The organism is Trinickia violacea (genome assembly GCF_005280735.1).
Taxonomy (GTDB): domain Bacteria; phylum Pseudomonadota; class Gammaproteobacteria; order Burkholderiales; family Burkholderiaceae; genus Trinickia_A; species Trinickia_A violacea.
On the sequence record NZ_CP040077.1, the window covers coordinates 306456 to 326351 of the forward strand.

18 protein-coding genes are annotated in these 19896 nt (G+C 61.2%); 12 read left to right on the forward strand and 6 right to left on the reverse strand.

Translation table 11 applies throughout. The annotated features are described in order from the left end of the window. Positions 1 to 2: 2 nt before the first annotated feature. Positions 3 to 140, reverse strand: a complete 138-nt coding sequence (locus FAZ95_RS39150) for a hypothetical protein (RefSeq protein ID WP_175425492.1) — start codon at positions 138 to 140, stop codon at positions 3 to 5. Between the two features lie 53 nt (positions 141 to 193). Next, complete coding sequence (locus tag FAZ95_RS01290) at positions 194 to 835, reverse strand: hypothetical protein (RefSeq protein WP_137330773.1); 642 nt, start codon at positions 833 to 835, stop codon at positions 194 to 196. A 1203-nt stretch (positions 836 to 2038) separates the two neighbouring features. Here FAZ95_RS01290 and FAZ95_RS01295 point away from each other — a divergent pair. From FAZ95_RS01295 to FAZ95_RS39155, 7 genes are all read left to right on the forward strand, one after another. After that, positions 2039 to 4834 (forward strand): type VI secretion system Vgr family protein, encoded by a 2796-nt coding sequence (locus FAZ95_RS01295; protein WP_254699782.1) that lies wholly within the window; start codon positions 2039 to 2041, stop codon positions 4832 to 4834. Positions 4835 to 4856: 22 nt separating this feature from the next. Further along, positions 4857 to 7043, forward strand: a complete 2187-nt coding sequence (locus FAZ95_RS01300; RefSeq protein ID WP_137330774.1) for a T6SS effector phospholipase Tle3 domain-containing protein — start codon at positions 4857 to 4859, stop codon at positions 7041 to 7043. 287 nt (positions 7044 to 7330) lie between these two features. Then, positions 7331 to 8662, forward strand: coding sequence for a type VI lipase adapter Tla3 domain-containing protein (locus FAZ95_RS01305; RefSeq protein WP_175425493.1), 1332 nt, complete (start codon positions 7331 to 7333; stop codon positions 8660 to 8662). 135 nt (positions 8663 to 8797) lie between these two features. Continuing rightward, positions 8798 to 9175 (forward strand): hypothetical protein, encoded by a 378-nt coding sequence (locus FAZ95_RS01310; protein ID WP_137330776.1) that lies wholly within the window; start codon positions 8798 to 8800, stop codon positions 9173 to 9175. Positions 9176 to 9275: 100 nt separating this feature from the next. Further along, positions 9276 to 9536, forward strand: coding sequence for a PAAR domain-containing protein (locus tag FAZ95_RS01315; protein ID WP_137330777.1), 261 nt, complete (start codon positions 9276 to 9278; stop codon positions 9534 to 9536). Positions 9537 to 9903: 367 nt separating this feature from the next. Next, complete coding sequence (locus FAZ95_RS01320) at positions 9904 to 10635, forward strand: DUF3592 domain-containing protein (protein WP_437437716.1); 732 nt, start codon at positions 9904 to 9906, stop codon at positions 10633 to 10635. Between the two features lie 191 nt (positions 10636 to 10826). Further along, the gene (locus FAZ95_RS39155; protein WP_175425494.1) at positions 10827 to 10994 is read left to right on the forward strand and encodes a hypothetical protein; all 168 of its coding nucleotides are present in this window, start codon (positions 10827 to 10829) and stop codon (positions 10992 to 10994) included. A gap of 83 nt (positions 10995 to 11077) precedes the next feature. Here the strand turns inward: FAZ95_RS39155 and FAZ95_RS01325 are convergent, their stop codons facing one another. The 3 genes from FAZ95_RS01325 to FAZ95_RS01335 all read right to left on the reverse strand — a co-directional run bounded on the left by FAZ95_RS01325 (position 11078) and on the right by FAZ95_RS01335 (position 13538). Further along, positions 11078 to 11524 (reverse strand): SRPBCC family protein, encoded by a 447-nt coding sequence (locus FAZ95_RS01325; protein WP_137330779.1) that lies wholly within the window; start codon positions 11522 to 11524, stop codon positions 11078 to 11080. Between the two features lie 119 nt (positions 11525 to 11643). Then, on the reverse strand, positions 11644 to 12276 hold the full coding sequence (locus tag FAZ95_RS01330; protein ID WP_137330780.1) for a Vgb family protein: 633 nt from the start codon (positions 12274 to 12276) through the stop codon (positions 11644 to 11646). 41 nt (positions 12277 to 12317) lie between these two features. Further along, complete coding sequence (locus FAZ95_RS01335; protein ID WP_137330781.1) at positions 12318 to 13538, reverse strand: helix-turn-helix domain-containing protein; 1221 nt, start codon at positions 13536 to 13538, stop codon at positions 12318 to 12320. Between the two features lie 141 nt (positions 13539 to 13679). Between FAZ95_RS01335 and FAZ95_RS01340 the strand changes: the two genes are divergently transcribed. From FAZ95_RS01340 to FAZ95_RS01360, 5 genes are all read left to right on the forward strand, one after another. Further along, a complete protein-coding gene (locus FAZ95_RS01340) occupies positions 13680 to 14477 on the forward strand; it encodes a DUF2182 domain-containing protein (protein ID WP_254699783.1) in 798 nt (265 codons plus the stop codon). 310 nt (positions 14478 to 14787) lie between these two features. Further along, positions 14788 to 15855, forward strand: a complete 1068-nt coding sequence (locus FAZ95_RS01345) for an SGNH/GDSL hydrolase family protein (RefSeq protein ID WP_137330783.1) — start codon at positions 14788 to 14790, stop codon at positions 15853 to 15855. A gap of 3 nt (positions 15856 to 15858) precedes the next feature. Next, positions 15859 to 17016 carry an amidohydrolase family protein gene (locus FAZ95_RS01350; protein ID WP_137330784.1) on the forward strand — a complete coding sequence of 386 codons (1158 nt, stop codon included), beginning with the start codon at positions 15859 to 15861 and terminating at the stop codon, positions 17014 to 17016. 39 nt (positions 17017 to 17055) lie between these two features. Continuing rightward, entirely contained in the window at positions 17056 to 18885 is a 1830-nt protein-coding gene (locus tag FAZ95_RS01355; protein WP_137330785.1) for a carbamoyltransferase family protein, read from the forward strand. Next, complete coding sequence (locus FAZ95_RS01360; RefSeq protein ID WP_137330786.1) at positions 18878 to 19180, forward strand: hypothetical protein; 303 nt, start codon at positions 18878 to 18880, stop codon at positions 19178 to 19180. The genes FAZ95_RS01355 and FAZ95_RS01360 overlap by 8 nt, the downstream gene beginning before the upstream one ends. Before the next feature lie 10 nt (positions 19181 to 19190). Here the strand turns inward: FAZ95_RS01360 and FAZ95_RS01365 are convergent, their stop codons facing one another. Beyond that, positions 19191 to 19856, reverse strand: coding sequence for a TetR/AcrR family transcriptional regulator (locus FAZ95_RS01365; protein WP_137330787.1), 666 nt, complete (start codon positions 19854 to 19856; stop codon positions 19191 to 19193). Positions 19857 to 19896 lie beyond the last annotated feature (40 nt).

A 19896-nucleotide genomic window follows, 5' to 3' on the forward strand; every position in this document is an offset into this window, starting at 1 on the left:
GACTATTGAGTCGTCAGCGCTGCCGACAGCGCCGTCTGAAACACGATCAGCCCAGCCTGCACACCGAGCCGCGTCTGATCATCGAGTGGGAGATCGTTGACGATCGTCAGCGGATCGTTTCGCTGAAAAGCGTTTGCCACGATGAACCGTCGCCCGGCACTTCGTAAAACCAGTTCGTCGCGTCGCTACGGATTCACATCCATTCAGGAATGGCACCGAGATTCGTCGAGAAAGCGTTTCCGCCCCACGACGAGAAATTGCTGAAGTTGCCGACCCAGTAGCCGAGCTGTTTCAGATACGCGAGCTCGAAGAGTTTCAACTTTCCGCTTGCGCTGTCGTACGGGCACGGGCCAACGCAACCGTAGTTGGCATTCAGCGGCGCCGCGCGCAAGCGCATAGCTACCTGAAATGCGCCCAATGGAATCGGCTGCGTTAGGACAAGTGCCTGAGCGCTGCTTGAATGCGGTGCGACAATGCCAATGCCCCACGGATATTGCGTGGCGATGGCGCCCGTCACTCCCTGATTACGCGGTGTGAAGCCGGACAGTTGCGGGACCGTGTCCGTCGCGCCATGCGATGCGTTCCGTGTAATCGTTGCGCCTGAACCTGCCACCGCCACATTCGCGTTCATGAAATTCAGCGACCCCGGAGCCACGGCCTTGATGATGTCGCCCTGTTCAACAGCGCAGAGTGTGCCGACAAGAGACAACCCTGCTCCAAGCTTGCCGCCTTCGATCACCTGCAGGTTCGCGCCGCCCGAGAGCGACTTGAAGACGAGTAATTGCGCGGTCGAATTCTCTGCGTCGAAAATCGGAGCGCCACTGACTTCATTCAATGCCCCGGTGACCGTGCCACCGGGCCAGGTCAGCGCCAGACTTCCTGCGCCGTTGTCCGTGATGGAGGTGCGTCAAGTCTGATGATAGTGCGACTGCTGCTTCAGCGCGACTGAGCTTGCGCCAACAATGCAGGGTTGGGGGGTAGTTTTGGGGGTATCTAGGGAAGCGTATAAGAAGAAAAATCTTTAAATATTGGACATTAGACGTTTTGTTCGATTGTCCTCCGCACCATTAAGTATTCCACGAAGATCCGCAGTATTCCGCAAACCCCGCGTCCCGTAAGGCTCGCGGGGTTTTTGTTTCCATGTCGGAATTGTGGTTTCCGTTGACAGCCAGGCTCCCCGCTTTAGGCCACTGCCTGGCCAGAATTCTTTTTGGTTGCGATCGGTGCCAACGTAGGCACTAAAGTCGCAGGCAGTGGCGTCGGCTAGATCGCTGATTGCCAGCTAGAACGTGCGGTAATCTTCCACGTCAACACAGAAATCAACGGTCGCTTACCCCACTGTCCCGCGCTGAGGAAAAATGCATGTCACTTCGAATTCAATCGGCACTTGCTCTCAGTCATCTTTTATTGACTTCATCAACTCTCCTCGGTCATTCGGGGATTCAGAGGCTGTTGCGCATCGATCAAAGCCAACCTTTCTTTATTCTCGTTATCCGAGTTGCATTCCCAGCTGCGCTCAGCGTTGAATGGCGACAAGTAATCTAAGTTGAAAGAAGGGTTTGGCTGAGTAAAGTAGCGCGATCGACTGTCGTCAAAGAGCCCGCTCAAATTGCCTGAGTTGGAGGGCTTTATGAAACGTCTGTGCAGAGCTCTTGATTTTCGTATCGGGGCCGTACATTAAGCGCTTATGCCTAGTGGCGCGAACTTCCCGGTGATACTGGAATTGATTGCGTGTGACAGACCCATGCGTCGGGCGGCGTAGCGGTCTGAACTCCCGCAGTGATGGACGGTGCACTAGCGCGCTGATCCGCCGGGCGGTGAGTGAGATTCGGCAACAATTCCCGATGCATGCATTATCGAGAAATAAATGCTGCAATTTATTCTCATATTTGACAGCACGAAAGCGCCCTGATATTTTCGCGCGATTTAGTCCGAACAACGTAAAACTCAGCCTGCATCAAATTGGGTAGTTTTTTGCAAATTTTTGCGGGCGACCCGTTTTGCGTAAATCTGTATTCCGAATTCGGGGGAACAGGACGTGAATTATCCCGCCATAACACGCGTATTTGTCGGAGCTCTGCCATCGCAGGACAACCGCCCTTTTCGTTTATTCTGGAACAGTTCCCAGAAAGACTTGGCAGGTTTGCTGCTGATTCAGCGCATCGACATTCGCGAAGAACTGTGCGGTGGTATCGAAGGTCGCCTTTCCTGTATTTCGACCAGCATCGGCGTACAACTCGAAACATTCCTCGGCCAGCCTGTTACGGTCCAACTGGTCACCGATCAAGGTGGGCTGCATTCGATCTGCGCGATTGTCACCGACGCGCATGAAGGCGAATCAGACGGCTCGCTGGCGACATACCAACTGGTTATCCGGGACGCGCTCTCAATAATGGAGCGGCGCATCAACACCCGCATATTCCGTCAAAAGAGCGTTATCGACATTATCCAAATGCTCGTGCAGGAATGGCGGCGCAAAAGCACCACTCTGGCCGGCACCTTCGATCTGGATGTCTCGAACCTTGATACCTCAAAATATCCGGTGCGCGAGCAGACGTTTCAGTTCAACGAATCGGACGCAGATTTCATTCGGCGGCTGTGTCGCCGTGATGGTATTGCGTGGTTTGTGCGAGCAGGCAGCAGCCAGGGGAATACGGGCAACGGCACGCAGCCGTCCCACACGCTGGTGCTGTTCGACGACTCGATGAAGCTGGCGCAGTCGACGGCGGGCACGGTTGATTACCACCCGGACGCAACCACCGGCACGCGAGATTCAATCACGCTGCTGTGCATGGGACGTCAGCTTGTGGCTGGTTGGGTTCGGCGGGCTAGCTGGGATCTCAAGCCCAGCCGAATCGACCAGACCGAGGGGGCCACGGGCGTCGAGCAGGGCCCGGCGGGCAATGACCTCGCACAACTGCTCTCGGACGCGCGCATCGATTCGCCGCACATGGCCGATTCTTGGGCGGACTACGATCGGCTGGGCCAAGCTCGCCAGAATGCGCACAGCGCCCGAGCAGCCCGGGTCGACGCGGCAAGCGGTGTCCGTGATCTCGCTGTAGGTTACTGGATCAGCGTGTCAGGACATCCGGAACTGGGACGGCTGCCGGAGGATAAGCGCCGCATTGTCGTTACCGTGTTGCACCATCGCGGCGAGAACAATCTGCCGAAGGACTTGAACGAACGCTCTGAGGCCCTCTTTACCGCAAGCCGCTGGTCGTTCGAGACGCCGCCAGTATCGGTCAATACACGGGCACGTCCGGCTACCATCGATGGCTCAACTCCGAGCCGCTATGAGAACACCTTCAGCGGCGTGTCGCGCGATACGCCGCTTACCCCTACCTATGATCCGCGCAGTGATCTGCCGCCTGTCTACCCGATCATCGGTAAGGTGACGGCGCCCGAAGGCGAGGAGGTGTACTGCGATGAGTATGGTCGCGCCAATGTCCAAATTCAGGGGCTAGACCCAGCCGACCATGAGCACGCGAACGGCGCCGGCACCAGTGGCACGCATGCCGATAGTGCTTCTGTGCGCGTGCTGACCGGCTGGGCGGGCGACTCGTTCGGCGAGCACGTACCGCTGCGTGTAGGCATGGAAGTACTGCTCGATTTCGCAAATGGCGATCCGGACCGCATGTATGTGGCGGGCGTATTCAGCAACAGCAAGAATATGCCAGCAACGTTCAGCCGCACGGGATCACTACCTGGCAACCGCTACCTGTCGGGCCTGCGGTCGCGAGAAGTGAAAGGGCAGCGGTATAACCAACTGCGGCTGGATGATTCGCCGGGGCAAATCAGTGCGCAGTTGGCGAGCGAGCACAGTTATTCACAGCTGAATTTGGGTTACCTCACGCAGCCGCGGGAAAACGGGCAGGGCTCGGACCGTGGAGAGGGGGCGGAGCTGCGCACGGACGCGGCGGCGGCGCTACGGGCCGCGCAGGGCATTCTGCTCACCACCTACGCGCGGTCCCAGGCGAGCGGTAACCAGCTCGACCGAGACGAACTGCTCCAACTGCTTGGCGAGTGCACGGAACTGTTTAAGTCGCTGGGGGACTATGCCGGACAGCACGGCGGTCAGGCGACCGATGCGACGGGGCAGCAGGCCGTTGCCTCCGCGTTCAAGAGTTGGTCTCCAGGCAGTGGCACGTCGGAAACCGGTGCTGCATCAGCGTCCAGTTCGCATGCGCTAATGGCGTTCGGTGCGCAGGCCGGGTCCGTCAACGTGACGCCGAAAACACACGTGACCTATGCGGGCGAGAACATCGACCAGGTCGCGCAGCAGCACCTTCAATTGGTCAGCGGCCAACGCTGGGTGGCACATGCAGGCCAAGGCATGCAGTTGTTCGCGATGGCCAATGGGCTCAGCGCCGTAGCGAATCAGGGCGATGTCCAGGTCCAGGCCCAGGCGGGCGATGTAGTCATACAGGCGCAGAAGGATCTGCACCTGGCCGCCACCAAGGACGTCTATATCACCGGAGAAAAGATTCATATCGTGGCGGCCGACGGCAGCTACTACACCATCGGCGGCGGCCACGAAATCGGCTCCAACGGACGTCTCACTGTGAAGACGGCAGGTCACTCGTTCAACGGACCTTCGACGCAACAATCTTCGCCACCGAACTTCGGCAAGGATGGCACGAAGCAGCGTTATCAGCTGCATTACCCGGGACACACCGAAGACACGCCAATGCCAGTAGCAAATCAGGCTTACAAGATCACCATGAGCGACGGGCGCGTGATTCAGGGTACTTCAGACGCGAAAGGCTTGACGGATCTGATGCAGGACGACGTGATGCGTATCGCCAAGATCGACATTTTGAAATCGCAACTTTGAGTCTCCGACAGGATGTACCGATATGACGGACGCTAAACAACACGTTGTCGCTAGCGCTACAGCGGTCACCGACCCGAATTACAACGATCAACCGCGACTCGTTGAGGTCCCGCCGGATCGACCTGGGATCGTGATCTTCCTGCACGGCGTGAACGACCCGGGGGCGACCTATGAAAATGTCGAGCGCGGCATTTGTGAGGGGTTGAACTGGCGATTGAATCGCACGGATCTTAGAGCCGGGGAATATGGCGTCGCATGGCGTGACGCCAAGCAGAAGCAGGCGGAAGCGGCGAAGAGCGGGGCCAAACTCACGGAGGACGTCAAGGCCATCGTCTACGATCCGGATACGCAAATATATAAACGTACGGAATCGGAAAAGAGCAATAGCGTTTTTATCCCTTTCTATTGGGGATACAGAGCGGCGAACGGCGAAATCGCCAAGGACCGACAAGGAAACCCCATCAAGCTGCGCAGTCAGCATCAGGACACCAAGGGAAATCGGCTGGATGCTAATTTTGCGAAGGAGGGGGGGTACTTCGATAACGCGACCAACAACATCCCCGATATGTATGGCGAGGGATTCAAGACGGGCGTGAAAGAAGGCGCAGTCAACCGTCTTGCTGATCGATACACCTACATCGGGGATAGCCCGGTGCGACTCTATTTTGTACTGGCGGCACATCGGCTTGCCATGCTGATCCGGCAAATTCGCGAAGCAAGCACGGGTCAAGGTACCGCAGACGAAACGATAACGGTGATCGGTCATAGCCAAGGCACCATCATAACCTTGCTCGCTCAGGCGATCTTGGCCAAGGAGAATGTGCGGCTTGCTGACAATATGATCATGGTCGACAGCCCGTACGCGGTATGGGAAAACGATGATGAGCACCAGACGTCGCAGGCTAAGCTGAAGACGCTTGCAAATATCGTTGAGGCAGTGACCAGCGCCCGGCATCAGCAGCCTGCTATGACTGAGCTCGCTTGCACCGACCAGAACCCGAAGCACGGAGGGCGTACGGGTCCCAAGTGGTCGCCGACTCAGGGCATACGACCCCTTGGGGCGGGCGGGGCAGATGTTGGCTTCAACGAGCGAGATAACCGCGGCAAGGTCTATTTGTATTTCTGTACAGACGACACGGTGGTTGCGCTGGACAACATCCGCGGCATAGGAACCTACGGTCTGCCTAACAGTGTGACTGCAGTGGCGTTGGGCTCGACTGCAAGCGCTTGGGGGCAATACGTTCAGTTGGCTGCGATGGATGCCTTCAAGAAGGCCCCCGGCCGCTTCGCGTTCTATCAACGCCTGTGGACCAAATTGAAACGCGATGGCAAGCCGGTATATGTCGGGCTTGCTCCGCAAACGATTTCCGCACGCACGTCGAACGAGCCGCGCTTCCCGGGGGGCTCAGGCGCTACGGAGATAGCTTCTCAGCACCCCTACCGCACGGCTTGGTCGGGAGCCCCAGTGGACGGAAGTCTTGATCGTTGGATCAACGGCGAGCAGATCGACCCAGCTTATGCGCCCAATCTGTTCGGTGGCGAGACGCATGACAAAAAAAGGACCCCCACGGGTCAAATGCCGGCGGATGATGTGGGCGTCGACGTCGCGCTGGGGAATCCGCTCGCAGGTTACGGATCGAAGTTAATTACCGGTATTCCTGCTTCTGTTTTGGCGCAGGCCAATCAACAGAAAACCGATGCGGCTTCGGCCGCGGTGGTCAAGCAGTGGTACAACGGTCAGCATGACGATGAAAACGACCAAACGAGCAACGTGACGGCGCTCGACGGGACTAATTTCGTGCGCGACGAGACGCCGAACGAAGTTCGGGCACGATTGGCCGGGAAAGACGCGACGGACAACAACTACCACTCCGGCATCTTGAACGATGCGGCAAACGTGCGCGCGATCGCCGCAATGGATGTGGCGGTTGGCCAGGCGAAGACACTGGACGATCCCGTTTGGCGCGCAACCTTGATAGCGTTTGCGAATTGGCGCACGAACTGGGAAAAGGTTTCCCCCCAAATCAGCGTCTGCTTTAATACCTTTGGCAAGGATGCTAAGGATCTCGCGTACGCAACCCAACAATACTACTTTAGCGGGAAATTTCCCGAAGAGAAGTGTGTACCTCGCACCTGGCCCCCTCTCGTGAAAAGCCAAACCCACGATGAGCGAGCGAGTGGAAAGAATGACCCAGGGGTTGTCGCGTGAAAGCTGCGATGCATCCGCGTTCGGACCGTTATTTGGCGTTGTTCGCCACTTGGTCCGTGGGCTGGACGGGATACACCATGTATTACGATGCTTGGTCAAAAAATCAATTCGAGGCAATAGGGATGGCGAGAACGATTATGTGGGGAATATTGGCGGGCGCAGCATGTTTGACGATTGTGTTCTTTGGCGCATGGCGGCTACGCGCGGGATCTATGTCGACAGGGAGCGGTACCGCTGCCACAGCGTCCCGGGCGGCTGTGCCTGCAGCTGCGAGTGGCGTGCCGGCAGTGGCCGCTGCAGATCCTCGTCCACAGATACTGGAACTGCGTGGCGTTGGAATGCGGGTGGACGCATGGGCGCAAAGCCAAGTGTGGGATTTGGTAAAGGAGCAGAAAGACGCCTATCGCAGCGCGCTTTCGGACAATCCCAAGGATTACCCAAGTAGCTCAGACGGTGTCAACGACAAGGCGTCGAGAGGTCTTGGGTCGTCCTTCAAGTACAGCGCGGGCGAGGGCGTTGAAAGATGGCCGATTCCGGTGATCATTTTCGGTCCTCCCAGGGGCGCAGATCGGGAAACCCATGTAGCCAGTTTCATCACGTCCAATCGTCAGGATGCAAGCTTGGCGCAGCACATGTTCCTCTCCGTGCAGGCGGTTAACGTCGATAACCCGCAGGCCCAGATCGACTACGTGTTCGATTTCTTCGACCGGAACCCGACCGTTCCCGAAGTGCTCGTTTACGGCTTCGATGGCATGCCCGCCCGTATGTGGTTTGGGGATACTGATCTGCCTGCGGGACAGTATGTACCATCACAATTCGATGCAATGGTCGGCCTGCTGGTCTCCCGATCGGACCGCGTGAACCACTACATGCGCCCCTACATCAACAACGATCCTGATGGTGCGGGTCCCGATGACCGGCAGTACGACACGATCAAGCTGGCTAATTTCTTTTGGAACGTAGACGCCGAGCCCAAGGAGGGCTTCGACGTTTCTCCTCCGTCGGTCTCGCACTGGCAATCCAAGTTGCCGCTCTTGTGGCAATCGCTGAACAACAAGGGGCCGGGTTCGTTCAAACCGGATAACTGGTTCCCGGCGCGTTGGGCACAGTGGCAACTAAAGGAGTTTGACGACGCACCCATGCTTGGGTATCTGTATCGCCCGGTGACGGTAAGCCTCAAGGACGCTGACGGTCATCCGCTGCGAGGCAAAGCTCAAGCGGACGCGTTGCGCGAGGGCTGGCAGAGGGTGCAGACCCAACTCCCCAAAGGGGACAACGTCGCAAGGTTGTTCTACGACAGTGTCGCGACTCCGCCAGTCCTGCCGTTGCTGCACACACTGGACGCCGATAACCGCTTGGATCCGACCAGTCTCACGGAGGGCTTCGACGTTGGTCATCGTCTGGGCAATCTGGGGATCATGGGGCCGATGGTCGGTCTCGCGCTGTCCGCGATGGCGAGCTACGACGCCGGGCACGGCAGCGTCACTGTCAACATGACAGCGGACGGAGACCTGCATTTCATGCTCGTTACACCTCCCGATGCTGCGGAAAAAGCAGCCAATACCCAGGTCCGTGGCCTGCCGGCCGATCCCTTCAATCATCTGATGCCTGGAGGTTAGGCCATGTCGTTCTGCAAGTTGCGACCTGTGGCGCTTGCCACGCTCACGGCTGGCACCGTCCTATGCTCGACTGCGTACGCCGAAGGGTTGGCGGGTACGTATGAGATATGTCGAACAAAGATCGATGAGCGGCTTATGAACCCAGCAAATCGAGATTTTCGAATTCGGATCGACGAAGAAGCAGGGAAGTACGCAGTCACTGTTCAGCTCGAAGCAAATGGTCCATGGGGCTCGTTTTCTTCTGGCGATGAGGCAATACCGGGGTCGCAATTCAAGGAACTCCTCGGCTCGCCCTATCTTTCGCGACATGATCTTCCCGACGGCGTCAGACCGTCAAAAACCGTGCCGGTGGCGGCCCTGCTCGTACCGGGCAAGGCCGGGTTCATTTTGATGCCGCCGCGATGGTTCCAACGGAACAAAGAGACGAATGTCTCCTATAACGCGGAGCTCATCATGATCGCCGGTGCAACTTATGGCGGCGGCTCAAAGCCGGCACTGCTCTGTCGCGTTTGATGTCAATACGGGACCGGGGTGTGCCGTCTTGCTACATGCAAGTGAGTAACGAACCAGGTACAAGCGGATTTTCTATGCTCTTTGGAAGAAGGACGAGGCGATGGCCCGCCGATTTATTTGTGTAGGTGACAAGCATAGTCATGGAGGCAGGGTCGTCAGTGGAGCTTCTCAATCGGACATAGATGGCAAACCGATTGCCCGCGTTGGCGACAAGGCGGTATGCAATGTCCATGGCTCTGTCGACATTGTCTCTGGAGACGCCAACGTTACCTTTGACGGAAAGGCCGTCGCGCGCGAAGGCGATAAGCTGAGCTGCGGCGCGGTATTAACCGCGGAGCAGCAATCAACGGGAAGCGAGTGATGGGGAGATTGGTGCGAGGCGAATCAGGGTATGCGCGTAAGGGCGGAAATTCAGTTTTTCCTGATGCGTCTCGACGGACGGATCTTGGGTTCCGGGGCGTATTTAACCAAACTGAACCGGTTGGCCAGTGACCATCGGGCCTGATTCGACCCGTGTTGCCGCGGCTAGCTCGCTCGAACGTCTGCCACTCGGCACACTTACGAAGATTGCTTTCACGCTTAGTGTTGCACTGTTAACGCTGGTACTGATTTGGATTGGATCATCGCTATTTGCGACGCGGGGGATGATACGAACCGACGGAACCGTCGTTCGGTTTGCCGAAGATCCTCGTCACGCGCCGTCCTTCCAGCTCGTTATCCGATATCCAATGGCTGACGGGACATTTGCGGAAGTGACGGGCAAGACATCGTCAATGCAGCCGCCGTACGAAATCGGGCAAGTTATGCGCGTCTATTGCGACGCGAGTCGTCCGAATAAAGGAGCGATTGTCGACGACTTCTGGCAACGATGGTTTCCGGTGAGCATCGTGACCTTGCTTGCAGTCGCCTGCATGGGTTTCGGGATTGTTCTACATCTAGGTGATCGCGGCGTTGCTCGATCTGGAGAGAGGCCCACCATCGTCTCGTCCTATGCGCAACGCCGGCGACATCGCAGTCGACAGATGCTTTTGATTGGCGCAATCCCGATAGTGCTGGGGAGCGGTTTTCTGTTCGGCGCTGCCGCCTCTGTAGTCCACGAGATCAGCATCATCAAGAACTTTGTTCGCACCACGGGCACAGTTGTCAGCATTCAAGAGCGCGAGAGACCGTACGAGGCTCATTCGCATATGTTTTCCGCGGTCGTCGTGTTCAAGACGGACGCAGGCGGAGACGTCACCTTCGTACAAGGCTCGTCTTCATTGCATAACGGCTTGCGAGAGGGGCAAACCGTCAATGTTCTTTACGACAAAGGGACGCCAGAAACAGCAATGATCGATAGCTTTGGGGAGCACTGGGGCACAGCAGCTATTCTGATAGCGATTGGGCTTCCTCTCTTTGCCGCAGGCTTATTCATTTTGATCACCGTGGGTTCGTCTGCAGAGAGTCGACGACGGCGTTGATTGCGCACTCGTTGACGGCAAGTCCGTCGCGCGTCCGTGTACGGATTGACTGGGCAGAGCTTGTTAAATGCAGCCCCGGTTACTACGGAATCGGCGGAACGGACCTGATTCTCGTGAAGGAATCGGGTATATGGCCGATCGACGACGCGTACGCTTTCGGGGCATCTGGAGGATTGCCAAAGCAGTTCGATATGTCGATCGACGACTTCGACGGAATGCCCGGTATGGTTCATCTTGAGACCGACAAGAAGTATCTCGTCTACCGGTACGTTTCCGGAAAAGGCCAGCCCAATGAGAGCACGGCAACCGATCAGCTGCCTGCGTCGATTCATGCGTTGCTTCCTGTGCGGCCGCGGTGATGCTTTGCTCACTCAGCGCTGGTAACGCGCTGTACCAGCACCCCCTCGAACTCGCAGTGAGCGGGCCGTAAGCCCGCCCCTCATCACCCCGGAATCTCCGCCTCCACCAACAACGCCAGCAACGTCAACGACTCCTGCCACCCCAGATAACAAGCCTCGACAGGAATCGCCTCCGGCACACCCTCCTGCACCACGGTCAACTCAGTCCCACAAACCACGGGCCGCAGCGTTACCGTCGTCACCATCACCCCGGGCAAATTCGGATCATCAAACCGGTCCGTGTGCCGAATAAGCTCATTCGGCACCAACTCGAGATACTCGCCGCCAAACGAATGCCCGCCGCCCGAGCTGAAGTTCGTAAACGACATCCGATAGCTGCCGCCCACCTTCGCTTCCAGCTGATGAACCTTGCAGGTGAACCCGTTCGGCGGCATCCATTTGGCGATGGCGTCGGGGTCCAGGAACGCGCGATAAACACGCTCAGGCGTGCAACGCAGCACGCGATGAAGCCGGATAGTGCCTGTAGTCATGAGATCAACTCCAAGAGCAGAGGAAAAGCCCTCCGATCCTATACGACGAACGCGGCGGATTGAAATTGACATGCCGACGCTCAAAATCGCGGCTCAAATCGCCCCAACGGCGCACCACTTCACCGAGGCCGCCGAACCGCTCTCACCTTCCCACTGCTCCCACCACCACAAAAGAACTGATCCCCGCCATCCGACTCAAGTCCCGACACCCCAATCCCCGCCGGCATCTCAAGACTCTCCAGCACTTCCCCCGTGCTCGGATCGATGTGCCGCAATTCGCTCGCGTCATCTTCCCACGTCGCGTGCCAAAGCTCTCCCTCGACCCAGGTGACGCCAGTGACGAACCGGTTGGTCTCGATGGTCCGAAGCACCGCTCCCGTCTGCGGATCGACCTGATGGATCTTCCGCTCGCGATACACCCCCACCCAGAGCGTCCCTTCGGCCCATGCCATCCCCGAGTCGCCGCCGCCGCCCGGCGCCGGGATCGTCGCCAGCACCTGGCCGGTTTTCGGATCGATCTTCTGAATGCGATCCTCGGCGATCTGGAACAGGTGCTCGCCGTCGAACGCGGTGCCCGCGTGCGAGGCGACGTCGATCGAGCGCACGGTCTTGCCGCTCGCGGGATCGAGGGCCTCGAGTGTGTCGCCGGTGGCAAACCAGACCTGCTGTCCGTCATAGGTGACCCCATTCACCCTTTCGACGCCGGGGAAGGGGCCGTATTCACGAACGACTTCGGCCGCTGATCGTTTCATGTTTCCTCCGTCCTGATCACTTGGTAGTGGTGCGTGTCATCCTAATCGCCCGGCAGCGGAGCGGGGAGTAACAAGGTCGTCGCGAATCCCGGCACGGGCGGGGTCATCCAGCGCAGCGCGCGTCCGCGGCCGTACGACTGCACCTTGCCTGCCTCCGCGAGCGAGTCGAGCGAGCGCTGCACGGTGCGCTGGCTCGCTCCGAGCGCAAGCGCCAGCGCCGAGCTCGTCCACGATTCGCCGTCGCTGAGAAAGGCCAGCACCGCGGCGTGTTTTTCTTCGACGGGGCGAGCCAGCACTACAACTTCGCGCGCGCCGCTGGGCTCCAGCGCAAACCCCCGCGGCGTCGCGTTCACGCTCGCCAGTGCCTGTATCTCGCTGCGCAACCGTCCGACTTCGACGCGCAACCGCGCGCGATGCGATTCGTCGGCGAGCTTCAGGCGGAAGGCGCGGGCGACGAGCGTGTCTCTCGGCACGTCGTGCGGCCACGCTTCGGCGAGCGCGCGTGCCAGCGTGAACAGAACCGGCCGCGTGGCAAGCGAGACGACCGTGCCTGCATCGCGAACCACGTAGCGGCACGCGTCCACGACGAGCGCGTCCGTCGCCAACAACGCTTCCACCTCTTCGAGCAGGACAAGCCGTTCTTCGCCGCGCACGATCAGGCGCGCCGCGGGCGTGCTCATGACGCGAGAGGCGCTTTCGACCTCCGCCGTCAGCGCGGGGATGCCGGCGTGGCGCGCGGCGAACGTGGCGCGCTCGAGCGCGGCGCGCGCGGTCTTCGTCTGGATGCGCCGCAGCGCGACGCCTGCGACGACCAGTTCGTGGACAGCCCGCAACGCGGGCGGAAGCGGCATGGGGGCGAGGGCGGCGAGCGTCCGCTCGGTTTCGTCGAGGCGGCCGACAAGGAGAAAGCGCCGGAGTTCGAGATACCTCGCATGCGCGGCGTTGACCAGGTCGCCGTGCGCTTCGAGCGTGGCGCGCGCGGCGTCGAGCGTCTTGGCGGGCCAGCCGAGGTCGCGTGAGGCGAGCGCGATCTCGGCCTCGGCGACGATGCACCGCGCGCGGGCCACGGCCTCTTTAGGACCGAACGCGCGCGCCGCGTTTCGCAGCAGCGCCTTGGCCCGCACGAAGTCGCCGAGCTGCGCCATCGCGATGCCGCGCAGCGCAAGCGCGGGCGCGTCGTCGCGCAGGGCGACGCGCTTGAGCGCGCCGAGGGGATCACCGGCCGCGAGCGCGCGCGCCGCGGCCGTGATCAGTGAGTCCATCCGAATCCCGCCACACTTGTCACTCCCGCCGTTCCGAGGTCCGGACCTAGTCTATCTCACAACATCAACCGTTTCGTCGCACCGCGAACCGATCGCACCGGACGGCGAAGCGCTTCTGAATGGCATGGGATGGGCTTAGTCATGATTTCCGAACGAACCACGTCGCAGCGCGCCTTCATCGGCGTCATGTCGCTGCTCTTCGCCGCGAGCACGGCGGCGACGATTTACTGGTGCGCGTCGATGTCGTCGATGCATGGGATGTCGATGCCCGGTGGCTGGACGATGTCGATGACGTGGATGCTCGCGCCCGGGCAGTCGGGACCGCGCGCGGCGGTGTCGTTCCTGCGTATGTGGGTCGTGATGATGGTGGCGATGATGCTGCCGTCCCTGATGCCGATGCTGATGCGCTATCGCAAGTCCGTGGCCGGCGCAGAAGCGGCGCGCCTCGCTTGGCTGACCGCACTGGTGGGCTTCGGCTACTTTGCCGTGTGGACCGCGTTTGGCATGGCCGCGTTTCCAGCGGGCGTCGCACTCGCGGCCGCCGAGATGCAGTTGCCGGCGCTGGCGCGCGCCGTGCCGAGCGCGGTCGGGGTAGTGGTCCTCATGGCGGGCGCGCTCCAGTTCACGGCGTGGAAGGCGCATCACCTCGATTGTTGCCGGGCGCCGTCAGGGCGCGGCCAGTGCCGCACGCTGCCGGCGGACGCCGCCACGGCATGGCGGCACGGGCTGCGCCTCGGTCTCCACTGCGGCTATTGTTGCGCCGGCCTGACGGTGGTCCTGCTCGTCATCGGCGTCATGGACTTGCGTGCCATGGCCGTCGTAGCCGCGGCCATCACTGCGGAACGCCTTGCGCCGGGCGGTGAGCGCGTGGCGAGAATCATCGGGGGTGTCGCTGTCGCAGCGGGGGTGTTCCTTATCGCGCGGGCGGCGGGGTTCTGAGGGCTCGAAAAAGACGGTGTGCCTCCGCACGCACGGTTGCCGAATTCAACTAGGTGATGGCGTTTCGTCACGATGCCGCCGCGTTACCTTCTCAATCACTGGCGGTACGAGCCGTTGTTCTGGCGGTTAGAGGCGCGTATGTAAGCAGTCCGTCGGCACCGAGCCGGCCGCCCGGCGCGCCTCTGGGCGCGGCGCATTAAAACGAGAAGGGATTGCCTCGTTCATTAGGATGACGATAGAAGCCATGCGCGCATTGGTGAGACGAAATGCGCGACGAACGGCAATCAAGAATCAGGAGACCGAGACGACCATGGATGCGCGCACGGAGGCGCCTGCGCTGCACAGGCGGCTGATGCAATACGACCCGGTCCTGGGCTATCGATTTGCGGCCGGGCTCAAAGTCCGGATCCCGCACGAGGGCGGCGGGTATCTCGTGAAGAGCAACCGCGACGGCTTTCGCTGCGATCACGAAGTCACGCCACGGAAGAACGGCCGGCACCGTGTGCTGGTATTCGGCGATTCCTACACGGCCGGTGACGGCGTCAGCAACGGGAAACGCTACTCGGACGTGCTCGAGCAAAAGCTGCCCGACACCGAGGTGCTCAATTTCGGGCTCAGCGGCAGCGGCACGGATCAGCAGTACCTGATTTATCAGCAGTACGCGGACCAGATCGACTATGACGCGGTGGTGATCAGCGTGCTGGTGGAGAACATTCAGCGCAATGTGCTGAAGGACCGCGGCTGGGCGGACCGCGAGGGTGGCGCGATTCGCGTGCCGAAACCCTGGTTCGAACTCTCCCGCGACGACGAGCTGACGCTGAAAGGCGTGCCGGTTCCGCAGCCCTATAAGGCCGATTTGACGTCCGAGGCGCAAGGGGGCGTCAAAGCGCTGGTTCGTTCGGGCATCCACAAGATGGCCGGCCGCCTCGGGCCGGAATACAAGGACCTGTGCCAGAAGCTGACGAAGTTCCAGCCGCTTCCGGAGTACCACTCCGCCGACAACTCGAGCTGGAAGCTCATGCAGGCCATCCTGAGAAAGTGGGTGTCGGAGCTCAAGGTGCCGGCCGTGATCGCGGTCGTGCCCGTCTACCAATACGTCGAGGAAACGGCCAGCTACAAGGACGTCAGAACGCGCTTCGGCGAACTCGCCCAATCGATCGACGTGCCCGTCTATCACGTCGTCGACGACCTGGTGCGGCACCCGGCCGAAGTCAGACGAATGCTTCGCTTCGAGAAGGACGTCCACTTCACGCCGTTCGCGCACAAGCTGGTAGGGGAAGCGCTCGCGAAGGTCGTGGCGCCGTTGCTGGACGGCGGCGCCTCGGAAGCGAACTCGATGCCCCACGCCGCCGCCTCGATTGCGATGCATGGACGGTGACCTATGGGCATGGTCGATATCGGCGCTTGCGAAACGGCTCGATGGGCGATCGTCGATACGCTGTACTTCGATTCGCTCCGGCATCGCTTCGTACGCGGCGACATCGAAATAGACGATTCGCGCATCGCGCGCATCCTGCCGCCTCGCACGTCGGGGCGCGCCTGCACACTCGCGGGCGAGGCGACGGTGTGTCTTCCCGGGTTGATCGATTCCGATGCCGGGCCGGGGCAACCAGACTGGAACCGGCACTCACGCGAACTCGCGGCGCTCGGGGTGACGACGGCGGGCGTGTTCTGCCGCGGGCTGGCCGAATGTGCCGCGTTCGCCGCGGCGGAAGGCGTGCGCCGCCTCCTATATGTCGAGCTTGGCGAAGGCAGCGGCGCGAATGCTGGTGCCGCCGCGAGCCCGCCCGTGCTCGAGGGCTTCGCGCGCGTCGCAGCGTCGCTCGCGCTCTCCCGCTGCGAGGTGTTTCCCGCCGTCGTGCCGAGCGAGATATGGTCGGCGGCGACGCTGCTCGCCGCCGCGTCGATTGCCGAGACCGTCGGCCGCCGGCTGTGCGTGCGCCTCAGCGCGACGCACGGCGATGCCAAGCGCTACAAGGAAACGCGCTTCTTCACCGAGGTCGGGCTGTTGTCCTACTTGTCGCTGCTGTCGCAGGTGACGATCTTCAACGTCTCGCAATTGACGCGCAGCGATGTGGGGATGCTGAACGATTCCGCCGCGAACCTCGTATGCGCGCCGGGGGCGGTCAGCGAGTCGCTGCTCGAGCAGCACTTCGCGCGCTTGTCGCTAAAGGACCGGGCACTGGGCTTTTCGATCAACGGCCATGCCGTGACGGAAGCGGAGCGCTACGAATCGCTGGTGGTGTTGTCGATGACGCTCATCCACCAGGCGGGGGACGCTGCCGCCACGTGCGACGTCGTGGTCGACGCCTTGACGCGTTCGGCCGCGCTGGCGCTCGGCATCGCGAACATCGGCGCGATCGCGGCGGACATGAAGGCCGATCTCTGCCTTTTCGAGCGGCCCGGCGATTTCGCCGAGAACGGCGACAGCCGCGACTTCATCAAGCTGCTGGCCAACACGAAGCCGCGTGACGTGTTGATAGACGGTTCCCCGGTGGTGCTCGACGGAGCAATCGTGCGCGAGCCGGAACAAGCGTAGTTCAAGACGACCCATCATTCATCGTCGCGGGGGTAAGCAATGACCAGGTATGTGCTAGGCGTGTCGGCCTTCTATCACGATTCGGCAGCTGCGATCCTGAAGGACGGCAAGATCGTTGCGGCAGCGCAGGAAGAGCGCTTCAGCCGAAAGAAACACGACCCGCGTTTCCCGCGCGGCGCGATCAACTACTGCCTCGAAGAAGCGGAGATCGACGGCAGCGATCTCGCGGCCATCGCGTTCTATGACGACCCGGCGCTGACCGCCGACCGCATCATCCGCTCGTCGATCGCGTTCGCGCCGGATGCCGAAGCGTTTTTCACGCGGGCCGTCCGCTCGTTCTTCGGCGTCAAGCCTTACTTCAAGGAGCTGATCGAAGCGATGCTCGCGTGCGACGTCCCGATCTATTACGCGCGGCATCACTATTCGCACGCGGCGTCGGCGTTCTTTCCGTCGCCGTATGAAGAGGCCGCGGTGCTGTGCGTCGACGGCGTCGGCGAGTGGTCGACGACGAGCCTCGGTATCGGGCGCGGCAGCCACCTCGAAATCTTGCGCGAAATTCGCTATCCGCATTCGCTCGGCCTGCTCTATAGCGCGTTCACGTTCTTCTGCGGATTCAAGGTCAATAGCGGGGAATACAAGCTGATGGGGCTCGCGCCCTATGGCCGGCCCCGCTACGCGGGCAAGATCAAGGAGCACCTCATCGATATCAAGGAGGACGGGTCGTTCCGGCTGAACCTCGACTTCTTCGATTTCCATCAAGGGCTCACGCTGACCAACGAGCGCTTCCATCGGCTCTTCGACGGGCCGCCGCGCGTGCCGGAATCGAGAATCACGCAGCGCGAGATGGATCTGGCCGCGTCCATTCAAGCCGTGACGGAAGAGGTCATGCTGAAAATCGCGCGCACGATGCGGCAGCTGACGGGCGCAGCCAACCTGTGTCTTGCGGGGGGCGTCGCATTGAATTGCGTGGCCAATGGGAAGATCCTGCGCGCTGGCATCTTCGACGACATCTGGATCCAGCCGGCCGCCGGCGACGCGGGCGGCGCGATCGGCGCGGCCTATCTCGCCGACTTCAACATGCTCGGCGGCAGCCGTCCCGCACTGGCCGGCGCCAAGGATTCGCAGCAAGGGAGCTTCGTCGGCCCCGAGTACAGCGACGGCGAGATTCTCGCGTTCTTGTCGGACACGGGTGCCCAGTATCACGCGCTGGACGGCGCCGATGCGGGCGCCGCGCAGATCGCGGGCCTGCTCGCCGAGCAAAAGATCGTCGGCATGTTCGCCGGCCGCATGGAGTTCGGACCGCGCGCGCTCGGCGCCCGCTCGATACTCGGCGATCCGCGCGCGGCATCGACGCAATCGCGCATGAACCTGAAGATCAAGTTTCGCGAGTCGTTCCGGCCGTTCGCGCCGATCGTATTGAAGGACCGCGCGGCGGACTATTTCGAGCTCGGCGCCGACAGCCCGTACATGCTGCTCGTCGCGCCGGTGAGAGAAGCGCATCGGCAGGTTCCGGACGCGCCGTCCGATCCGGAAGACATGCTGGAGATCGTCAACGCGGTGCGCAGTTCCGTTCCGGCGATCACGCACGTCGACTACAGCGCGCGCATCCAGACGGTGGAAGAGGACGTGAACCCGCGGATGTACTCGGTATTGAAGGCATTCGAGGCGCTGACCGGATGCCCGCTGCTCGTCAACACGTCGTTCAACGTGCGCGGCGAGCCGATCGTCTGCACGCCGGAGGACGCCTACCGCTGCTTCATGCGCACGGAAATCGACGCGCTCGTGATGGGCAACGTCATCCTCTATCGCGACGAGCAGGCCCCGGTCGAAACCGACGACTCATGGAAGAAGGAGTATCAACTTGACTGACGCCGACCTTGGAAAATTCTTCCGCACGAAGCTCGCGCCCGCGCAGCGGCAAGTCGCGCCGTTCATGCTGGCGAACACCGATCCTGCCTGCACGTCGTATTTCCTGCATGTCTTCGAGCCGGAACCGATCGTCGCGCATGAAGACATGATCGGCGCGCTGATCGAGATCTGGCGCGAGCTTGGGCTCGACGCGCTGGTGGCGCTCGAGCCGGACCTGCGCAAGATGGCAAAGGCGCTTCGCGCGCCGGCCGAAGAAAGCGAAGCGGTGTCGCAGTTCGTGTACGCGATGTACTGACGCGCGGCTTTCAGCGCTTCTTGGGCGTTGCTGAGGCGGACGATCGCGAGCCGGCGCGGGGCGTTGCGCGCTTCGCGCGCGGCGGCTTATCCGCCACGCCCGCCGCCGTCATCGCCGCCGCCATCTTGCCGACCGCCTGCGCGATGCGCTCCGACAGCGCCGGGTCCGGCACCGCGCGCGCCAGCGTGACGCCGCCCGACAGCATCGCAAGCAGCGCGATCGCTTGGTCTTCCTGATCGGTGCCCGCGCCGGCCGGCATGCCCGAACTCACCTCGTCGATGAGCCGGCGCAGTTCCGCCTCGTACGCCTCGCGCGTTTCGTCGTCCGCCCGCACCATCTCCGGCGAAAAGCTCGGTAGCGCGCAGCTTTCCTCGACGGCGCACGTGCGCTTGGGGCCCAGGTAGAGCTCGATGAACGCCTTGATCCATTGCGTCCCGCGGCTCGCCTTGAGCCCGGCGACCGCGAGCCGCAATTCTTCGAGGCCCGAGAGCACCACCGTGCGGAACGCCTCGCTCTTCGATTTGAAGTGTCCGTAGAACGCGCCGTTTGTCACGCCGGCGGCTTTCGTCAGGCCATCGATGCCCGAGCCGCCATAGCCGTCGCGGCGGAACAGCTGGCCGGCTGCCTCGAGGATGCGGCTGCGGGTTTCGGTCTTGTGTTCGGCTGAGTAACGCATGACTCACTCACTTTGAGAGCGATCACTCTTTTTTCTTGAA